Source organism: Streptomyces sp. RGM 3693, assembly GCF_050471125.1.
Lineage (GTDB): Bacteria > Actinomycetota > Actinomycetes > Streptomycetales > Streptomycetaceae > Streptomyces.
Genome location: NZ_JBMPPQ010000003.1, coordinates 1,439,418 through 1,457,163 on the forward strand (window position 1 = coordinate 1,439,418; position 17,746 = coordinate 1,457,163).

Annotated in this window: 17 protein-coding genes; 8 read left to right on the plus strand and 9 right to left on the minus strand. The window is 69.6% G+C overall.

Features of this window, described 5'->3' with window-relative positions; all coding sequences use genetic code 11:
• Positions 1–39 precede the first annotated feature (39 nt).
• Complete coding sequence (locus tag ACO0M4_RS34830) at positions 40–1,524, minus strand: aldehyde dehydrogenase family protein (RefSeq protein WP_430375075.1); 1,485 nt, start codon at positions 1,522–1,524, stop codon at positions 40–42.
• Between the two features lie 198 nt (positions 1,525–1,722).
• Between ACO0M4_RS34830 and ACO0M4_RS34835 the strand changes: the two genes are divergently transcribed.
• Both ACO0M4_RS34835 and ACO0M4_RS34840 read left to right on the plus strand, forming a co-directional pair.
• Complete coding sequence (locus ACO0M4_RS34835) at positions 1,723–3,105, plus strand: MFS transporter (RefSeq protein WP_430375076.1); 1,383 nt, start codon at positions 1,723–1,725, stop codon at positions 3,103–3,105.
• Between the two features lie 485 nt (positions 3,106–3,590).
• Positions 3,591–3,980, plus strand: coding sequence for a hypothetical protein (locus tag ACO0M4_RS34840; protein WP_430375077.1), 390 nt, complete (start codon positions 3,591–3,593; stop codon positions 3,978–3,980).
• A gap of 33 nt (positions 3,981–4,013) precedes the next feature.
• Here ACO0M4_RS34840 and ACO0M4_RS34845 read toward each other — a convergent pair whose 3' ends face one another.
• Positions 4,014–4,817 (minus strand): AraC family transcriptional regulator, encoded by an 804-nt coding sequence (locus ACO0M4_RS34845; protein WP_430375078.1) that lies wholly within the window; start codon positions 4,815–4,817, stop codon positions 4,014–4,016.
• 98 nt (positions 4,818–4,915) lie between these two features.
• Between ACO0M4_RS34845 and ACO0M4_RS34850 the strand changes: the two genes are divergently transcribed.
• Positions 4,916–5,719: a TSUP family transporter gene (locus tag ACO0M4_RS34850; RefSeq protein WP_430375079.1), complete on the plus strand. Its 804-nt coding sequence runs from the start codon at positions 4,916–4,918 to the stop codon at positions 5,717–5,719.
• A 431-nt stretch (positions 5,720–6,150) separates the two neighbouring features.
• Positions 6,151–6,660, plus strand: a complete 510-nt coding sequence (locus ACO0M4_RS34855) for a DUF1269 domain-containing protein (RefSeq protein WP_430375080.1) — start codon at positions 6,151–6,153, stop codon at positions 6,658–6,660.
• Between the two features lie 431 nt (positions 6,661–7,091).
• On the opposite strand, the gene ACO0M4_RS34860 is transcribed toward ACO0M4_RS34855, so the two are convergent.
• Positions 7,092–7,955 (minus strand): TetR/AcrR family transcriptional regulator, encoded by an 864-nt coding sequence (locus ACO0M4_RS34860; protein ID WP_430375081.1) that lies wholly within the window; start codon positions 7,953–7,955, stop codon positions 7,092–7,094.
• A 302-nt stretch (positions 7,956–8,257) separates the two neighbouring features.
• On the opposite strand from ACO0M4_RS34860, the gene ACO0M4_RS34865 reads away from it, so the two are divergent.
• Positions 8,258–8,698, plus strand: coding sequence for a nitroreductase/quinone reductase family protein (locus ACO0M4_RS34865; protein ID WP_430375082.1), 441 nt, complete (start codon positions 8,258–8,260; stop codon positions 8,696–8,698).
• Between the two features lie 405 nt (positions 8,699–9,103).
• On the opposite strand, the gene ACO0M4_RS34870 is transcribed toward ACO0M4_RS34865, so the two are convergent.
• The 3 genes from ACO0M4_RS34870 to ACO0M4_RS34880 all read right to left on the minus strand — a co-directional run bounded on the left by ACO0M4_RS34870 (position 9,104) and on the right by ACO0M4_RS34880 (position 11,578).
• On the minus strand, positions 9,104–9,523 hold the full coding sequence (locus tag ACO0M4_RS34870; protein WP_430375083.1) for a glyoxalase: 420 nt from the start codon (positions 9,521–9,523) through the stop codon (positions 9,104–9,106).
• Positions 9,524–9,805: 282 nt separating this feature from the next.
• Positions 9,806–10,390, minus strand: coding sequence for a TMEM165/GDT1 family protein (locus ACO0M4_RS34875; protein WP_430375084.1), 585 nt, complete (start codon positions 10,388–10,390; stop codon positions 9,806–9,808).
• Between the two features lie 474 nt (positions 10,391–10,864).
• Complete coding sequence (locus ACO0M4_RS34880; RefSeq protein ID WP_430375085.1) at positions 10,865–11,578, minus strand: nitroreductase; 714 nt, start codon at positions 11,576–11,578, stop codon at positions 10,865–10,867.
• A 105-nt stretch (positions 11,579–11,683) separates the two neighbouring features.
• On the opposite strand from ACO0M4_RS34880, the gene ACO0M4_RS34885 reads away from it, so the two are divergent.
• Together ACO0M4_RS34885 and ACO0M4_RS34890 are read left to right on the plus strand one after the other, a co-directional pair.
• Positions 11,684–12,298, plus strand: a complete 615-nt coding sequence (locus ACO0M4_RS34885) for a TetR/AcrR family transcriptional regulator (RefSeq protein ID WP_430375086.1) — start codon at positions 11,684–11,686, stop codon at positions 12,296–12,298.
• A gap of 148 nt (positions 12,299–12,446) precedes the next feature.
• Positions 12,447–13,103, plus strand: a complete 657-nt coding sequence (locus tag ACO0M4_RS34890) for a class I SAM-dependent methyltransferase (RefSeq protein ID WP_430375087.1) — start codon at positions 12,447–12,449, stop codon at positions 13,101–13,103.
• Positions 13,104–13,261: 158 nt separating this feature from the next.
• On the opposite strand, the gene ACO0M4_RS34895 is transcribed toward ACO0M4_RS34890, so the two are convergent.
• On the minus strand, positions 13,262–14,653 hold the full coding sequence (locus tag ACO0M4_RS34895) for an IS1380 family transposase (protein WP_430371067.1): 1,392 nt from the start codon (positions 14,651–14,653) through the stop codon (positions 13,262–13,264).
• Between the two features lie 923 nt (positions 14,654–15,576).
• Here ACO0M4_RS34895 and ACO0M4_RS34900 point away from each other — a divergent pair.
• Positions 15,577–16,368: an IS5 family transposase gene (locus tag ACO0M4_RS34900; RefSeq protein ID WP_430369028.1), complete on the plus strand. Its 792-nt coding sequence runs from the start codon at positions 15,577–15,579 to the stop codon at positions 16,366–16,368.
• On the opposite strand, the gene ACO0M4_RS34905 is transcribed toward ACO0M4_RS34900, so the two are convergent.
• Both ACO0M4_RS34905 and ACO0M4_RS34910 read right to left on the minus strand, forming a co-directional pair.
• Entirely contained in the window at positions 16,325–16,861 is a 537-nt protein-coding gene (locus tag ACO0M4_RS34905) for a hypothetical protein (RefSeq protein WP_430369027.1), read from the minus strand. The two genes, ACO0M4_RS34900 and ACO0M4_RS34905, sit on opposite strands and share 44 nt — an antisense overlap.
• 59 nt (positions 16,862–16,920) lie before the next feature.
• Positions 16,921–17,508, minus strand: coding sequence for a class I SAM-dependent methyltransferase (locus ACO0M4_RS34910; RefSeq protein ID WP_430375088.1), 588 nt, complete (start codon positions 17,506–17,508; stop codon positions 16,921–16,923).
• Between the last annotated feature and the right edge of the window lie 238 nt (positions 17,509–17,746).

Consider the following 17,746-nt stretch of genomic DNA (forward strand, 5'->3'; position numbering starts at 1 on the left):
GCTGGGGAGTTGGGGACGAGCAGCGGGCCGCAGGGAGGGTCAGCCGGCCCAGGGCAGGGGCGCGTCGGAGGTGCCCCAGTACAGGGACTTTTGCCGCTGGTAGGCGCGGATCGCGTCGCGGCCCTTCTCGGTGCCCAGACCGCTGTCCTTCCGTCCGCTGAAGGGGGTGGAGATGCTGAACTGCTTGTAGGTGTTGATCCAGACGGTGCCGGCGTCGATGCGGCGCGCCAGGCGCCAGGCGGCCCGGTGATCGCGGGTCCAGATGCCGCACGCCAGTCCGTACACCGAGTCGTTGGCCTGGCGGACCAGGTCGTCCTCGTCCTCGTAGGGCAGGGCGATCAGCACCGGGCCGAAGATCTCCTCCTGGCACGCCCGGGCGGAGTTGGGGAGTCGGTCGATGACCGTCGGCAGGTAGTAGGCGCCGTCCCGGTACGCGTCACCCGCGGGCACGGCGCCGCCGCACCGCACCCGGCCGCCCTCCGCGCGGGCCAGATCCACGTACGCGGCGACGGCGTCCCGGTGCCGGTGGTGGACGAGCGGACCGACCTGGGTGCCGGGATCGGCGCCCGGCCCGACGCGCAACTTCCGTACCCGTTCCACGAGTTCGTCGACGAACGTGTCGTAGACGTCCCGCGCCACGAACAGTCGCGACCCGGCGATGCACGACTGGCCACTGGACGAGAAAATTCCGAACATCACCCCGGCCAGGGCCTGTTCGAGGTCCGCGTCGGCGCGCACGATGGTGGGTGACTTGCCGCCCAGTTCGAGCGAGGCGGGGATCAGCTTGGCGGCCGCGACCGCCGCGATGGCCCGGCCGGTGTCCGTCCCGCCGGTGAAGCCGATCCGGCCGACCAGGGGATGACCGGCGAGCGCCTCGCCGACCACCCGACCGCTGCCCGGCAGTACCGACAACAGCCCGGCCGGCAGGCCCAGTTCGTCCAGGGCGCGGGTGATCAGGCGACCGAGGACGAGGGAGACCAGCGGCGTCCAGGCGGCGGGCTTGAGGAGGACCGCGTTGCCGGCGGCGAGCGCGGGGGCGATCTTCTGTGCGTCGCTGGCGACCGGCGAGTTCCACGGGTTGATCGCCGCGACCACGCCGATCGGCTCGTACACGCTCATCGTGACGTACGCGCCGCGCGACGGGGTGAGTGCGTCCTGTGCCGTCTCCAGCGCGGCCGCGGTGTAGCGGAAGGTGGCGGCGGCGCTCAGGGCGAGGGCCCGGGTCTCGGTGCGGGTCTTACCGGTGTCTGCGGTCTGGACCGCGGACAGTTCGTCCGCCGCCTCCTCGATCAACTCGGCGATGCGGTGCAGCAGTCGGGCGCGCTGGTGGGGCAGCAGGGCGCGCCAGGCCGGGTCGGCGGCGGCGCGCGCACCGGCCCGGGCGGCTTCGTCCACCTCGTCCACCGAGGCCGCGCGGAGGACGGCGAGGACCTGGCCGGTGGCCGGGTCCACGGTCGTCAGCGGGGCGCCCGCACCCGGGCGCCACTGCCCTCCGATCAGGATGTCGGTGGAGAAACGCGGCACGACGGACCTCCCGGACCGGTCAGCGGATGGGTGTCGCTCCGAGCGCTGGCGACTCCGAGCGCTAGAAACCTAAGGGCTTAAATATCTCGCCGGCAAGACCCGGAACACCGGAAAATAACTTTGCCCTTAACCATTGACCGCTTAGGCAACTGTTCCTACTGTCTCCGCAACTTCTCTGTTCGCGGAAGGAACCCCTCCATGACGACTGTGGCCGGCCGACCCGCCGCCGGACCAGCGGGATCAATCGCCGCACGGCTCGAACGACTGCCGCACTCCCGCTGGCACGTCAAGGTCCGCTGCCTGATCGGCGCCGTCACCTTCTTCGAGGCGTTCGACCAGCTGATGGCCGCCTCCGCACTCCCCGTCCTGGTACGGGACTGGCACCTGACCACCGGCCAGGCCACCTTCGCGGTGACCGCCGGCTCGATCGGCATGCTCCTGGGCGCCCTGGCGGCCGGCTCCCTGGGCGACCGGATCGGGCGGGTGCGGACCGTCGCACTGGGCGTCGCCGTCACCGCACTCGCCAGCCTCGCCGTGGCCCTCGCCCACGGCATCGAGACCTTCGCGCTCTTCCGGTTCGTCCAGGGCCTGGGCATCGGCGGCGTCGTCCCCGTCGCCGCCACCTACATCAACGAGATCGCACGCTCGGACCGGCGCGGCCGCTTCGTCCTGCTCTACGAGATGATCTTCCCGGCCGGCCTGGCCGCCGCGTCCCTGGTCGCCGTGTGGGTGGTGCCGCACCTCGGCTGGCGGGCGATGTTCGTGATCGGCGCACTGCCGGCACTGCTCGCCGCCGTCCTCCCCCGGCAGGTCGCCGAGTCCCCGCGCTGGCTCCTGGCACGCGGGCGCACGGCAGAGGCCGAAGAGGTCCTCGCCCGGATCGAGGCGGAGGTGACACGGGCCACCGCCGCACCCCTTCCGGAACCGGCCACCGCCACCCCGGCCACACCCGACGAGGTCGGCCAGGGACGCGTACGCGAACTGTTCCAGGGGCGCTACCTGCGCCGCACCGTAGTCGTCTCGGGCCTCTGGTTCGTCGCCTACTACGTCAATCACGGTATCTCCACCTGGCTGCCGTCCCTCTACACCAAGAATTTCGGCCTGGACCTGACCACCGCGCTGGTCTACACGCTGCTCAGCAATGTCACCGGTCTGCTCGGCACGCTGGTGGTCGCGCTCGTGATCGACCGCGTCGGCCGGCGCCCGGCCATGGTCGCCGCGTTCGGCGGCACCGCACTGGCACTGGCGACCCTCGCCCTGGCCGGAGCCGTCTCCGGCGCTCAGGTCGCGGTGTTCGCGTCCGGCACGACGTTCTTCGTCTACGCGATCAACGCCGGGCTCTACCTCTACTCCCCCGAGCTGTACCCGACGCGCAACCGCGCCAAAGGCGCGGCCTTCGGCGGACTCTGGAACCGGGCCGGCGTCATCCTCGGACCGATCGTCGTCGGCACGATCCTGGGAGCCGGCGGCAGCCTGACGCTGGTCTTCACCCAACTGGCGTGCCTGGCCGCGGTGGGCGCGGTGATCGCCCTGTTCGCCGTCGAAACGAAGGGCAAAACCCTGGAGCAACTCAACGCCTGAACCACGCCGGTCGACGGGCGAAGAAGCGGTCGCGGAGTGCTGAGGTCACGTGCTCCCCCAGTACTGCGCAGGGCGTTGGGCAGCTGGGCAGCTGGGCAACTGGGCAACTGGGCAACTGGGCAACGTACGCCAACTTCCCTACACCGTCGCGTCGGCGGATACGTCCTCGCGGTACGGCACCAGGCGCTTGAGCGAACCGGTGAACGGGGCGGCGAGCAGGGCCTCGGCACCGTCCGCGCCGATGCCGTTGTACCGGAGGTCGACCGCGTCGAGCTGCTCGAAGTCCGCCGGAAGTCCGCCAGGGCGCGGATGCCCCTTCGGTCCATTCGACGCCGACCGTGGCGGCGAAGCCGTACCGGCACCCCAGGACCTGCACCCCCTGCGGCGACGCCGCGCACCGGGCCGGTGGGTTGGCTGGTGGTCAGGTGCCCGGGCGGAATGCAGGATGATCCACTGGAGGGAGTGCCAGGCACGGAGGGGCGGCGGTGACTGTGGTGAGGACGGATGTGCGGAGCGGTGAGGACCGGAAGGTGCGGGGTGGCCTGTGGTGGCCGGCCCTGGTGAATCTGCTCCTCGGGGTGCCGGCGATGGTCCCGCTCTTCCTGGCGCGGTGGCTGGTGATCGAGTACCTGCCCATGGATTGCCGGACGGTGGCCGAGGCAGCCAGGCCCGGGCTCACCAACTGCAACTACAGCACCATCGATCACGCGGATGGGGTGCTGTTCCTGCTGGCGGTGTCGGGGCTGTTCCTGCTGGTGCTGGTGGCGGTCGTGGATGTGCTGTTGCCGCTGCGGCGGGGCGGGCGGTTGGGGTGGTGGCTCGGCGCGGCCGGATTGCTGCCGGTGCCGTTCGTGACCGCGCTGGCACTGGTGTGACACCGGGCACGGGGACCGCGCGTCATCCGGGGGTCAGGGCGCGGCACGGCGGGTGCGGCTGGGATCGCCGTCCTGGTGGGCCGCGGTGAAACGGGACGGCGGCAGGCCGAACGCGCGGGTGAAGGCCGCGGTGAACGCGGCCGGCGAGGCATAGCCGAGGCGGCCGGCGACCTCGCTGACGGACGCGGTGCGCAGCAGCGGAACGGCCGCGAGCAGGCGGGCGCGGCCGCGCCAGACGGCGGGACTCTCACCGGTCTCGGCACGGAAGCGACGGGTGAAGGCCCGTTCGCTCATGGCCACCCGGCCGGCCCACCCGGCGTTGGTGACGCCGACGTCCGGGGCGGCCAGGTACCCGCGGCAGAGCGCCGCCAGATCGTCGGAGGCGGGGATCGCGACGTGGAACGGGAGGGGGGTGCGCGCGGCGATCTCGTGCAGGAGGAGCGTGGCGATGCACCCCTCCCGCCCGGACAGGCCGTAGTCGACCTCGAACTCGACGGCGCTCAGCAGCAGTTCCCGCAGCAGCGGCGGCACGTCCACGACCGTGCAGGTGGCGGGCCACCAGGGGACGGCGTCCGGCTCGATGTACAGGCTCCGGGTGCTCACCCCCAACATGCGGACCCGGTGCTGGGTGGCGGCCGGAATCAGCACGGCACGCTCGGGCGGAACGGTCCAGGTGCCCTCGGCGGTGTCGACGACCATGACGCCGGTGGCGCCGTAGAGGAACTGCGCGCGGCGGTGCTCGTGCCAGTCCAGTACGTGGCCGGGTGGGTAGTCGGTGCCGATCGGGAGGACCGCCCGGTCCACGTGGTCGACGGCGTCCAAGGAGACGTTCTTCACCCGGCCACGGTAATGGCCGGGTACCAGTGGCCGAGACGCGAAGGTTTGGTGCTGACCTTCGCATGCGAGAAGGCCGAGGGAGCTGGTGGGGTGGCCCCATGGACGTTGTGGCATTGATCGGAATCGGACTCCTCACCGGGGTGACCACCGTGTTGTTCGGGTTCGGCGGCGGGTTCGTCGCGGTCCCGGTGGTGGTCTGGGCGGATGCCGCGCTCGGCGCGGACGCGATGCGGGTGGCAACGGCCACCTCGGCCCTGGTGATGGTGGTGAACGCGGGGTTCGCCACCGCCGTCACACCGCGGCGGGTGCTCGCCGCCCTCCGCGGCAGCGGCCGACTGCTCCTCCTCCTGGCGGCCGGCGCCGCGGCCGGCGCGCTCGCCACCCGCCTCGCCCCGGCCACCCTGGTCCGCTGGGCGTTCATCGGGTACGTCGCACTCACCGTCGTCGACCTGCTCGTACGCCCCGGCTTCCTGCGCCCGCGCGCACAGGCCGAGGCGGCCCCCGCCGCGCCACGGCCGCTACCGGCCCTGCTCGGCGCACCCATCGGTGCGGTCGCGGCCTTCCTCGGCGTCGGCGGCAGCGTCATGACCGTGCCCGCGGTACGGCGGGCCGGGCACCCGATGCACGTGGCAACCGCGCTGGCCAACCCCCTCACCCTGGCCATCGCGCTCCCGGCCACCGCGGCCTCCCTGGGCGGCGCCGCGCTCCCGACCGCCGGCGCCGGGCACGTGCACCTGGTGGGTCTCATCGACCTCACCGCCGCCGCGGCGCTGCTCGTGGGGGCCCTGCCGGTGATCGCGGTACTGCGGCGGCGCCCACCACGCATCCCCGACCGGATCTACGCCCGCGCCTACGTCGGACTGCTCGCCCTGGTGGGGGTGGCGATGCTGCTGTCCGGCTAGGGCACGGCGTCTGCCACCCACTCCTCGGACTCCGCAGCTTGATCACAACGGGACACGCGCCCACGTACGACCTGTCCGACAGGTCACGGGGAGGGCAGCCCGCCGGCCCCGCTCGGGAGGCGGACCAACCGGCGGCACGGCCAACGTGGTCGGCCCGCGGCCCACACCGATCCGCATGACGCAGCGGTGGGGCGGCGGTCGTGCACGGCGACCTATCGGACAGGCCCTCACACCGAGTCCGCAAGGCGAGGCCGACACGGATAGTCCTCGGCGGTCCACGCCGCGCGCATGAAGTGCACACGGCGGTAGGCGAGGTCTAGCTTGAAGAGGGAGGAGGCGAGCACGCCCGACCGTGGACGCCAGGCGCCGACACCGCATGACGTGTCCGGTCACTCGTGAGCCGGTCGCCTTCTGAGGCGAGGGAGGCACCCATGTCCGACTTGATCATCATCGGGTACGAGAACACGGAGAAGGCCAGGCAGGCCGAAAGACGCATCCAGGACCTCGAACGCCAGCACGTCGTCACCCTCACCGGCCTGGCCGTGGTCACCTCCGACGCCAACGGACACACATACGTCGACACACACGACGACATCCCGCGGCGAGCCGTCGCCACCTCGGCTACCGCGGGAGCGCTGTGGGGACTGGTCATCGGCATGCTGTTCCTCATGCCGGCCCTCGGACTGCTGGGCGCCGCGCTGGGCGGGCTGGCAGGCAAGCTCAGCCAGTCCGGTCTCGACAAGCGGTTCCGCGACCGCGCCCACGAGTTGCTCGAACCAGGCAAGGCCGCCGTCGTCATCATGACCACACAGCTCAGGGAGGACCAATTCGCCGCCGCCCTACAGCCGTTGGGCGGAACGGTACTGAAGACGTCACTGTCGCAATCCGACGAACACGAACTGGCGCAGCAACTCGTCGGGAGGAGCCCGCAGGCAGCCTGACAGGCACGCTGCACACCCGGGCATTGCACTTCCCAGACACTGCACTCCCAGGCACTGCACTCCCTGGCACTCCGCTCCCAGGCGCTTCGCTGTCCGAGCAGGCGGCGGCACGCCGCGGGCAGCAAGATCGCCACGTCGGCCGGGTGCTCGACCCCGGGCGCCTCGGCGAGCGACGCCAGATCGACGCCCCTCGAACCAGTCGAGGAGTACATCGTCCGCCCGCGGTCGTAGCCGGCACCCGAAGCCATCGAACCGGCTACGGCATGACGGATGACGGATGACGGCCGGGACACACGGCGCCCATGACGGACGCGCTGGCCCAACGCGCGGACGTGGCCGCTCGGTCAGCACCGAACCGACACGGAAGCCGGCACCGCACCGCCAACGCGCCCTCGTGCGACGGCGGGTGCCAGTCAGTGGGTGACGAGGGTTCAGGCCGAGGTGCTGGGGCCCGCGCCGGTGAGGCCAACGCTGCTGGCGAGCTGCAGTACGGCCTGCTCGAAGAAGGCGCTACGGGCCTCGACGACCCGGTTGAACTGGCCGAAGAGCTCGAAACTCAGCAGGCCGAAGAGTTGCGCCCAGGCCCCGACCAGACGGGCCACTACGGCGGGCGGCAGTTCGACACCCAGTTCCGCGCCGAGCGTCAGCGCATCGGCCACCACCGCATCGGGCAACGGCTCCGCGGGCTCCTTCAGCAGGCCGGCGGCGTACGCGTCCCGGGCGACGCCGATGAGCGTGAGCCCGACTCGGGCGGCCGGCTCCGTCGTCGTGCGCGGCGCGTGATAACCGGGGACGGGCGATCCGTAAATCAGCGCGTACTCGTGCGGATGGGCCAGGGCCCAGTCGCGCACCGCCGTGCAGATGGCGCACCACTGGGCGGTGGCACGCTCGGCGGCGCGAGCGCGGGCGGCACTGTGTCCGGTGCCGGCAGGCAGGCGCTCGCGCCGACTCTCGGTCCGGCTTTCGGGTTGGCCCTCGGGCTGGCTCTCCGGCTGGCCCTCGGTCCGGCGGGGGGCGGCGGGCGGCTCGGCGGCGGATGTGGGGTGCGCGTCACGGGCGTGCTCGGCCGCCGCGCCGAGCGCGTCGTAGGCGTCGACGATCAAGGCGGTGAGCAGGTCATCTCGGCTGGGGAAGTAGCGGTAGAGCGCGGATGAGGCCATGCCGAGCGCTCGCGCGACGGCCCGAAGGGAGAGCTTGGCAGCCCCCTCGGCAGCGAGCTGTTTGCGCGCCTCTTCCTTGATGGCCTCGGTGATTTCACTACGGGCCCGTTCCCTGGCTCCTCGAATCACTGTCATGAAGAGCAGTGTGACAGCTCCCAGAGCGCCGAACAAAAACGAGAGCACCGCTCTTGCTTTAGTGCGCCATTCACGTGCACACTGCTCCTAAGCGAGAGCACCGCTCTCGACCCAGAACACAGATCCACAGATCCGTAGATCCGTAGACCCACAGGTCCGCCGGCCCGAAGATCCACAGTCCGGCTGGCAGCACAACATGCAACCCCCGCCGAGCGCCCACCGGCCACCACACCGCGCACGACACCAGCCCCGCCCAACCCCGCAGCAACCCCGCCCAACACCACACCGAAACCGAGGCCCCCATGTCCCACTACCTGAAGCCGCGCCGTCTCGCCCTCCGACTCAACGGCACGATCGGCTGGCTCGCCCGTCGCGGCATCAGCCTCGCCGGCTCCGCCGACCTCGCCGTCCGCGGCCGCAAGAGCGGCGAATGGCGGCGCGTACCGGTCAACCCCATGGCGTACGAGGGTTCCCGCTACCTCGTCTCGACGCGCGGCGAATCCGAGTGGGTACGCAACATGCGGGCGGCCGGCGGCGGCGAACTCCGCGTCGGCCGCCGCTCCCGCCCCTTCATCGCGGTCGAACTGCCGCCCGCCGAGACCCCGGAGCTGCTGCGCACCTACCTCGATCGCTGGGGCTGGGAGGTGAAGGCGTACTTCGGCGGCCTCACCGCGGACTCCACCAACGAGGAGTTCATCGCCGCCGCCCCCCGCCACCCCGTCTTCCGGATCACCGAGTCCTGAGCACTGACCGGGCAATTGACCGAGCAACTGGCCGAGCGCAAACTCCCCTTCGGCAACACCGCGCGGATGCTCAACGCCCCGACACCTCAACGTCACCGGGCTCCGCAAGCCGCTGGCAGGGCAACAGAAAGGGCCCTTCCTCTTGAGGAAGGACCCTTCAGCGGAGCGCCTGGCAGGCCTTGCACCTGCACCTCCCACCGATTGGTACGTCTTGCCTTGGACCACAGACGCGCGACTCCCGTCCGCAGGACCGGAGTTGCTTCATGGTCATATCCGATCGGCCAGGCCGTTCCTTCCACGCCACGGCCCGGGGCACGTACCGGCAGCGCCCTCATCCGGTGCTGCGGATCGCCGCGACAACCTCACGCCCGCCCAGCGGGCGACAGTCTCGATCCGGCTCCGCCTTCAGCAGTCGCGAACAGGTTCGAGGAACTCAAGCCGGTTGCCCAACTTGTCGCAGGCGTAGAAGCGATGGTGCCCGGGGAAGTCGTCGTCCCAGATGACGCTCACTCCGTGGGCTTCCAACCGCTTGGCGAGGAACTTGAGCGAGGCCACGAGGATCCCGGGGTGCGCCTTCCGACTCGGGTGGAAGTCCTCCTCCACTCCCAGATGGACCTCCAGGCCGCCACCTCGAAACCAGCACCCGCCACGGGCTGCCAGCGTCGGCGGTTTCTCAAGCTCCGTCATACCGAGAACGTCTCCCCAGAACTCGCGGCAGAGCCCTTCCGCGCCTGGAGGAATCGCAAGCTGCACATGATGCAGGCCACCCAAGGTGTATCCGAGATTCTCCTGAGCCACGTCTCCCCCTCCAAGGAATCTTGACATCAAGATAATGAGGTCGGTCGAGCCTGGCAAGGAGCGTCGGCCTGGCACAGGAAACGCGCGGCCCTTCGCACGGATGCGGCACGACGCGACACAACGCCACGCGACGCGACCCGGATCACGGTGACCATCCACAGCACCCTCACCAAACCTCAACCACCATCCAGATCACCGCACCACCGCACCACCGCATCCACGCACCACAGCAGCGCACCGCATCAGCGCCGCGCCCGGGACAGCAGGCCGTTGGGCGCGGACCGGGGCGCTCCCCCGGTTCGATTCACATCAGCTGGTGAAGGCTTCGATGAGGGTCCAGATCGCCAGGGCGGCCATGCAGACACCGCCTATGCGCTGCACGGTCGTCAGCGGGACGCGCTTGGCGATGAACCGACCCACGAGCAGCGCGAGCGCGGAGACGGACATCAGGGCGGCGGCAGAGCCGATTGCGGTGGACAGCCAACCGCTGGTGGCGGCGAGGTTGGCGGTGGTGATCTGGGTGAGGTCGCCCCACTCGCTGATGAAGACGGCCATGAAGGCGGTGGTGTACACGGGCCAGAATCCCGTGACGGTCTTGGTGCCCGCCTCGTCATCATCGTCGTCGCCTCCGCTGCGCAGCAGGACAAGGGCACCGAAGGCGAACAGGGCGGCGGAGACGAGCTTGACCGCGACGGTGGGCAGCAGCCCGATCAGGCTGCCGGCGCCGACGGCGATGGCGACGTGCACGATGAACGCGGTGGAGGTGCCGAACCACACGTACAGCGGACGCATGCGGGTGCCCATGGCCAGTGAGGCAAACATGGTCTTGTCGGGGAGCTCGGCGAGGAAGATCAGCCCGAAGGCGGTGACGATCGCCAGGGGGTCGAGAGTCATCCGGGTGCTTTCTACTGGGGCCGGGCCGTCGGCTCGTACGGCACCCAGCGAGGTGACGGGAGAACCCTTCCGGCCCGGCATGATGGTGCGGCCCGCACCGTCTGTGCGAGCCAGGTCATGCCGTGGCCGAAGGTCTCGTCCACCGGCCGTCATCTGCGGCCGGCCCGGTGGCCGGGATACCCCGTGGAGCATCCAGTGTGTCGACCAGCGGTGTTTCGGGACTACTCCCCTTCGCCGCCGACCACTGTAAACGGTAGGCATTGGGGCGGCAAAGCGAGCGCCGGGTGGCACCCGTCACTCCAGGTCCGGACGATCCTCCGAGTACCGAGTACCGAGTACCGAGTAGCGGGCAGCGGGCAGCGGGCAGCGGGCAGCGGGCAGCGGGCAGCGAAGGCGATCCGGTGGACAGGACGGCCCGACACGGCCGACACGGCACCATGCCTCGGCGGCCGGCCGACCCGCCAGGAACACGGCCTAGCCGTGGAATGTCGTCGTCGCCTCCAGCGCGGCCCGTTCGGCGGCGACCTGGTTCACCGGCGCGGCGGCATCCGCGTAGCCGAACGAGACCCCCACGAGCAATTTCCCCGTACTGATGCCGAGTTCGTCGCGCACGGTGTCGGCATAGAAGCTCAGCAGCCCCTGCGGGCAGCTGTCCACGCCGTACGCGGTCATCGCCAGGAGCAGCGTTTGCAGATAGGCGCCGACGTCCGCGGCCAGCCGGGCATCGGCACGGTCGGAGACGAAGAGGAACGCGACGTGTGGCGCCCCGTAGAACCGCAGGCTCTCGGCATCGTAGGCGCCGCGTGCCGCATGATCGTCGCGGCCGATGCCCAGTGCGCCGTAGAGCCGGGCACCGAAGTCGGTCCGTCGCCCCTGTTGCACGGGCGAGTACATGTCCTCGCTGTACGGGAAGTCGACGGAGACCCGGCGCGCGGCGTGGGCCGCCTGGAGGGAGTCCGCCAGGCGATCGCGCAATGCGCCGCTGACCACCTCCACCTGCCACGGCTGCGCGTTGGAGTTGGACGGCGCGGCGCCGGCCAGCGAGAAGATCGCGCGCATCGTCTCCTGGGCCACGACGTCGCCCCGGAACGCCCGCACGGCGCGCCGGCCGCGGATCAACTCCTCCGCGTAGCCGCTCAACTCGGGACGTCCAGACGGACTCGTGGACGCGCGCACGGACGGACTCATGGAGCTCTCCTCACGATGATCGAAGTAAACGGATCCGTTTACCAAAGTGGCACCGACTCTAACCAGCCGCCGCACCTGAAGTAAACGCAGGCGTACACTTCCGTCATGGGTACGGCGAAGGAGACGACGCAACGGCGAGGGCGGGGCGCGCGGGAGCGCATCCTGGCTGCCGCCGACCGGTTGTTCGCGCACCAGGGCATCACCGCGACCGGCATGGAACAGGTCGCGGAGGAAGCGCCGGTGTCCAAGCGCACGCTCTACGCCCACTTCCGGGCCAAGAGCGACCTCGTGCTCGCCCACTTGCAGGCGCTCGCGACGTCAGGGAAGACCCTGGAGGGCGTGCTGACCCTTGAGGAGCTCAGCCCTCGGGAGCGGATCCTTCGACTGTTCGACCAGCCCACCGCGGACGGCACTTCGGTACGCGGGTGCCCGTTCATCGACGCCGCCGCGGAGTTCCCCGACCCGCAGAACCCGATCCACGCCTACGCCCGCGAGCAGAAGCTGCTGATGGTGCGACTGGTCACCGCATTGGTGGCGGAACTGGGATGCGCCCAACCCGAAGCGCTCGCCGAGCAGTTGGTGACCCTCGCGGACGGGGCGGCCAGCCGCGCCATGGTGCTGAACCAGGCGGACTACGGCCGGCATGCGCGCGCGGCCGCGCAGACGCTCCTCGAACACGCCTTGCGCCGAGGCGAGTTGACCGGACCGGCGGGTCGGTAGACGCCTACTCCCGGTCCGGTCGGAGGCGCCGACCTTCCGCCCTTATTCGATTACGGTGTCGGAGGAACCAGGACTGAGGAACCAAGACTGGGGCACCAGGACTGAGGAACCCAGGACTGGGACACCAGGAATTTGGTGAAGTGCTGACATGACGTCTCTGCCGCACCGCATCCTTCGGGCGCTCGATCGCTTCAATACCGCCCACCCCTGGGACCACAACGCCCACTACCACCGCTGGATCCTGCGACAGCTCCCCAGGCACTGCGACACCGCCCTGGACGTCGGCTCCGGCAGTGGCGACCTGGCCAGACTCTTGGCCACGCGCGCCAACGAGGTGCACGGAATCGACTCCGACCCGACGATCATCGCCCAGGCGCGCACGTTGACTGCTCCGGCAACGCCGGTGACCTTCACGACCCAAGACGCCCTGACCGGGCTCCCGGCCAGCACGTACGACGTCATCACCTGCGTCGCCGCGATCCACCACCTGCCGTTCGTCGAGGCTCTCACGGTGTTCCGCCAGCACCTGGCTCCCGGAGGAACCCTTGTGCTTGTCGGGCTGTCCCGCCCTACAACTCCCACCGACTACCTGCTCGGAGCCGCGGCCAGCCCGCTCAACGCCACCATCGGCTGGCTCAAGAACAAGGGCCGCACGGCACCCCGCCCGGTCTCGATGACCGCCTTGACCCGGCCAGCGGACATGTCCTTCCCCGACATCGTCCGCGAGGCCCGTGCGGTCCTCCCCAACGCGCGAGTGCGCCGCCGACTGTTCTGGCGCTACACACTCGTATGGCGCGACCGCTGAACCCCGATCCACCGGCTTGATTCCGGAGTGATCGTTTCGGTGGGTTCGGGTCCTTGAGGTTGGTTGATCCGGTGGAGGGTGTGGGGTGTCCGCTGGTCTGCCCAGCTTTTCCACATGTCCACAGGTGTCGGGCCCTCGCGGGCGGGTCGGATGGGGCGTCAGGCCGCTTGGGGTGGGGCGTGCACGGCGGCGAAGAGATTGTCGAACGCCTCCTTCCAGGGCCAGTGTTCGGGCAGGTGCAGCGTCAGCTTGCGGGCTGAACGCGCCAGCCGGGCCGGGGCGTTGATCAGGTGGTCGCGCAGGGTGGTGGTGGTCGCCTTGGCGTGGAAGGTGCCGGCCAGGGTGCCCGCGGCGCGGGTCAGGTTGAAGGCGCAGGCGGCCAGCGCCAGCCAGGCGGCGTTCGCCTGGAAGTCGCCGGAGGGTGCGTGCGCGAACGGCCCGCCCTTGACATCGGCGATCACCTGCTCGACGACAGCGTGCCGCCGGTGATCGGCTTCGGCCTCCACAAGCGGCAGCGGGGAGTCGGTAAACGCGGCGTGGTAGCGGTAGAGCGTGAACAGCTCACCCTGGCCCTGCGGGGCCGCGTCCGGGTTGAGGCGCTTGACACGGCGGACGATGAGACGGGCGGTGACCTGCTGCTTCTTCGGTTTCGAGGTGAACGCGGTGTAGGTGACCTCAGCGATCTCGGCGTCCGAGATCCAGCACTGCTCCTCCTGGTCCCACACCGCCTTCGGGTACTTGATCGGCCTCCAGGCGTCCTCGTCGATCGTCGCGATCGCCTTCTTGACGGAGGCGTTCATCCGCACCGTGATGGAGAACTTCGCGCCCAGGGACCGGCAGGCGGCGATCACCTCGGCGGCGTAGAACGCGGAATCCGCCCGCAGTACCACCAGACCACCGGCGCCGCAGGCCCTCGCAGCGCGGATCGCCTCAGCGGCGAACGAAGCCGCACCACGCACCGAGTTGGTCGCGCCCTTGCGCAGCCTGCTGGCCGCGATCACCGGGGCGGCCATCGGCGTGGAGACTACTGCCAGCAGCGCGTTGAGCCCCTTGACCTTGTTGTAGCCGTAACCGGTGCCCTGCTTCGCGTAGCCGTAGGTGCGCTTGATGGTGTCGTCCAGGTCGACGTAGGCCACCGTGTCGATGCCGAGCAGCAGCGGGGTGTGCGCGGCCAGTTCGGGCAGGAACCGCCGTGCCACCGCGTGCAGTTGCTTCACATGCCCGTGAGTGAAGGACCGCAGGAAGCTGCCCAGCGTCGAGGGCGCACGCACCCCGCCGAAGAGCTTCCCCATCGCACCGTGCCGCAACCGGTCCATGTCATCGATGCTGTCCGCCCCGGCCACCATCCCGGCGATCAGCGTCATCAGCTTCGCCGCGGCGAACGCACCGGTGCCGTCCCGGTTCTTCGGCAGCCGGATCAACTGCCCGGCCAGCCGAGGCAACCCGCACCGCTCCGCCAGGCGCACCACCGGGGCCAGCCCACCGTACGCGACCAGATTCGGATCATCGAACCGTGCGGAAACCCTCGCCGTGCTGTGAGAAGATCGCATCCCGGAAGTGCCTTGTCGATCGTGCGTGGTGGAAGCCTCAAGAACTCCCATCATCGCAGGTCACAAGGCACTTCCTCGTTCCCGGCCCCCGCCCGCCTCGATCACCGACCGGTGGATCGGGGCTGAGGCCGAGCTCTCCGGCGAAGGCCAGCCGCTCGCTCTCCGTGGGGACAGCGGCACCGTCCCGAACAAAACCAAGCACGTTTCCGTAGCGGCCATCGGGACCACAAAAGACCCGTGCCGTGTCAAAATCAGTCACGCAGGCAGTCAACCACGCCGAACCGGCCACTCAGTCGGGAATTTCCTCCCGCACCCATCGGACACGCGCACCAGTGACCTGCGACTAGCCTCGATCCGCCACGATTTCGCCGAATTCCCACAGAGCACCGTGATCACCGTGATCATCGCGACCACCGCAATCGCTGTCGTTGAGGCCCGGAAGGTAGCTCATCCCAAACTCATATCCCGAACTCATCCCGAGCTCATCCCGGCTTGGTGGCGGACACAACCGTGGTCGGCATCCAGGGGCCACTCCACCACATCCGCGCTCCCACACCGCGACGGGTGATGTTACGCAAACCCAGCCGCTGCAGATCAGCTCCGTACTCGCGGGTGTTGCGGATATCAGCAACGACGATGCGGCCGCCGGGTCTGAGTAGCTGTTGTCTTTTCGATCTTGAGCAGTGCTGGTCGAACTCGGGTTCCCGGTTGGGTGATCCTGCCGTGGCGAGAGCATGAAGGTAGGGCCTCCTGAACAGCTCGTGGGTGTCGAATCCATAGAGCATCAGGAGGCCCCGGTGCCGCAGTCTTCCGTGTCGTTGGCCGGGCAGTCCAACTCGGCTGCTCTGTCGTGTGATTGCCTCGCGCACGTGTACGGCAACGCGGCTGACCGATCCGAGCGGCGGCGCCGGTATCCGACGGACATGACGGACGCGGAGTGGGCGGCCATCCGGCCACTGCTGCCGGTGCCGGGCTGGATGCGTGGCCGGGGCGGTCGGCCAGAGGCGTACTGTCATAGGACGATGCTGGACGCGGTTCGCTATCTCGTGGACAACGGCATCAAGTGGCGCGCGATGCCGGCCGACTTCCCGCCGTGGGACCGTGTGTATGCGTTCTTCCGTCGCTGGCGCGACCACGTGCTGGTCACGGAGTTCCACGACCGGCTGCGGGATCGCCTGCGCGAGACATTGGGCCGGGATGCCGAGCCGACCGCCGGGGTGATCGACTCGCAGTCGGTCAAGGCGGACGCTGTCGTCGGCTCGGACAGTCGCGGCTTTGACGGCGGGAAGCTGATCAACGGGCGCAAGCGGCACGTCGTGGTCGACACGCTCGGGCTTGTGCTCGGCGTGATGGTCACCGCCGCGGACACCGGCGACCGCGCCGCCGCCCAGGTGCTGCTTGAGCAGGTGACCGCCGCGCACCACCGGCTGGCCCTGGTCTGGGCTGACGGCGGCTACACCGGCAGCCTCGTCGAGTACTGCCTGGCCGCGCTGGCCCTGGTGCTGGCGATCGTCAAGCGCAGCGATGACATGCGTGGCTTCGTGGTGTTGCCCAAGCGGTGGATCGTCGAGCGCCTCTTCGCCCACCTGATGCGCACCCGCCGCCTGGTGCGCGACTTCGAGCGGCGCACCACCAGCGCCGAGGCGATGGTCTACTGGTCGATGATCCTGCTCATGACCCGTCGCCTGGCGAGGCCACGCCCTGCGCGAGGGTGAAGCGGCCCGGCGCCGGCTCGGCCAGCCAGCCGCGCGCGACCAGGCGTTTCGCCTTCGACCGTAGTGCCTCCACCCGCGCCGGCACCACGTCCATGCCGAACGCTTGGGTCATCTCCTGGCAGGTCAGCGGCCCTTGGCCGAGCCGGTGCCGGTCCGTGAGAGTCTGCAGGATGCGCTGGTAGTCCACGGACAGCGCCGACCAGGCCAGCCCTTGGTGCCACACCGGCACCTGCGACTTTGCCTTCGCCGCATCCCGGGGCGTCGGCGGCGCGTCCGCATTCTGTGGATCCGGGGTGACCTCCATGCCGGCGATGCTGCCGCCATCCGGAGCCAGCACCGTATCGACCCGCCTGCGGGCGATCACCCACTCCTGCCATTCCACTTCGGCCGCGGCGAGTTCGGCCTGGATGCGGTCGGCCTCCTCACGCAGCCCGTCGACTCGACGGCGAGCGGCGGCCTCTTGCTGTTCCAGCAGTCCGACGACCGACGGCATCCACAACCTCCCAAGGAGCAATGACACGACACGCCACCACTCCCACCGGACCGCCACTGCTATGCCCGACCAGCGAAAACGCCGTCCTCAAGCGCGAAAAGACAACAGCTTCTGAGCACTCGCACCGCCTCCTCGATTGCCAAGGTACGACCGGCGGCGCCGGAGATGTTGTGGATTGCCAGGCTACTGACCACGACGTCGAACTGATCGCGCTCGAAAGGGAGCTGGGTCATATCGGCAGTGTGCAGCTCGATTCGACTTCCCACCCCTTCTGCCTGCGCGTTGCACTCGGTGACAACCGGGGCATTGCCGCTCTGATCCTGGCTGCGCCATAGGTCGACGCCGTGCGCCCGGCCTTCGGGAAGACGGCGGGTAGCCGCCAGGAGTACCGCGCCTCGCCCACAGCCCAGGTCGAGGATGCGCTCGTCCCCGCGTAGCGCCAGTTCGTCGAGGAGTTTCTCCCAGACGACGAACTTGCCGCGCCTGGTCGCGTACATGTACAGGCCGGCAGAAACTAGCGCCAAGCAGCCGAAGAAGAACGCCCAGGGCGCGGGGGTAAGGCCGTCCACAGCCAGGGAAACGACACCCCAGGACAGCAGTCCGATGCCCGCAACGCCGTACAGCATCGGAACATACGGCGCATCCACGCCATACTTCCCGCGACGCCACGCAGAGGGTTGAGTCGATATACGGTCAGTCAAGATCACTCCCGGCTTGTGAGCCCTGCTTGTGGCCTTTGTTTGTGAACCTTGCTTGTGGTCTTTGCTTGTGGTCTTTGCTTGTGGCGCTTGCTTGTGACCCTTGCTTGCAAGTTCCTCCTTGCGACCCCTACTTGTGGCCATTCCTCATGGTGAGCCGCCCTGAAATGTGGTGCGGCTGGGAACC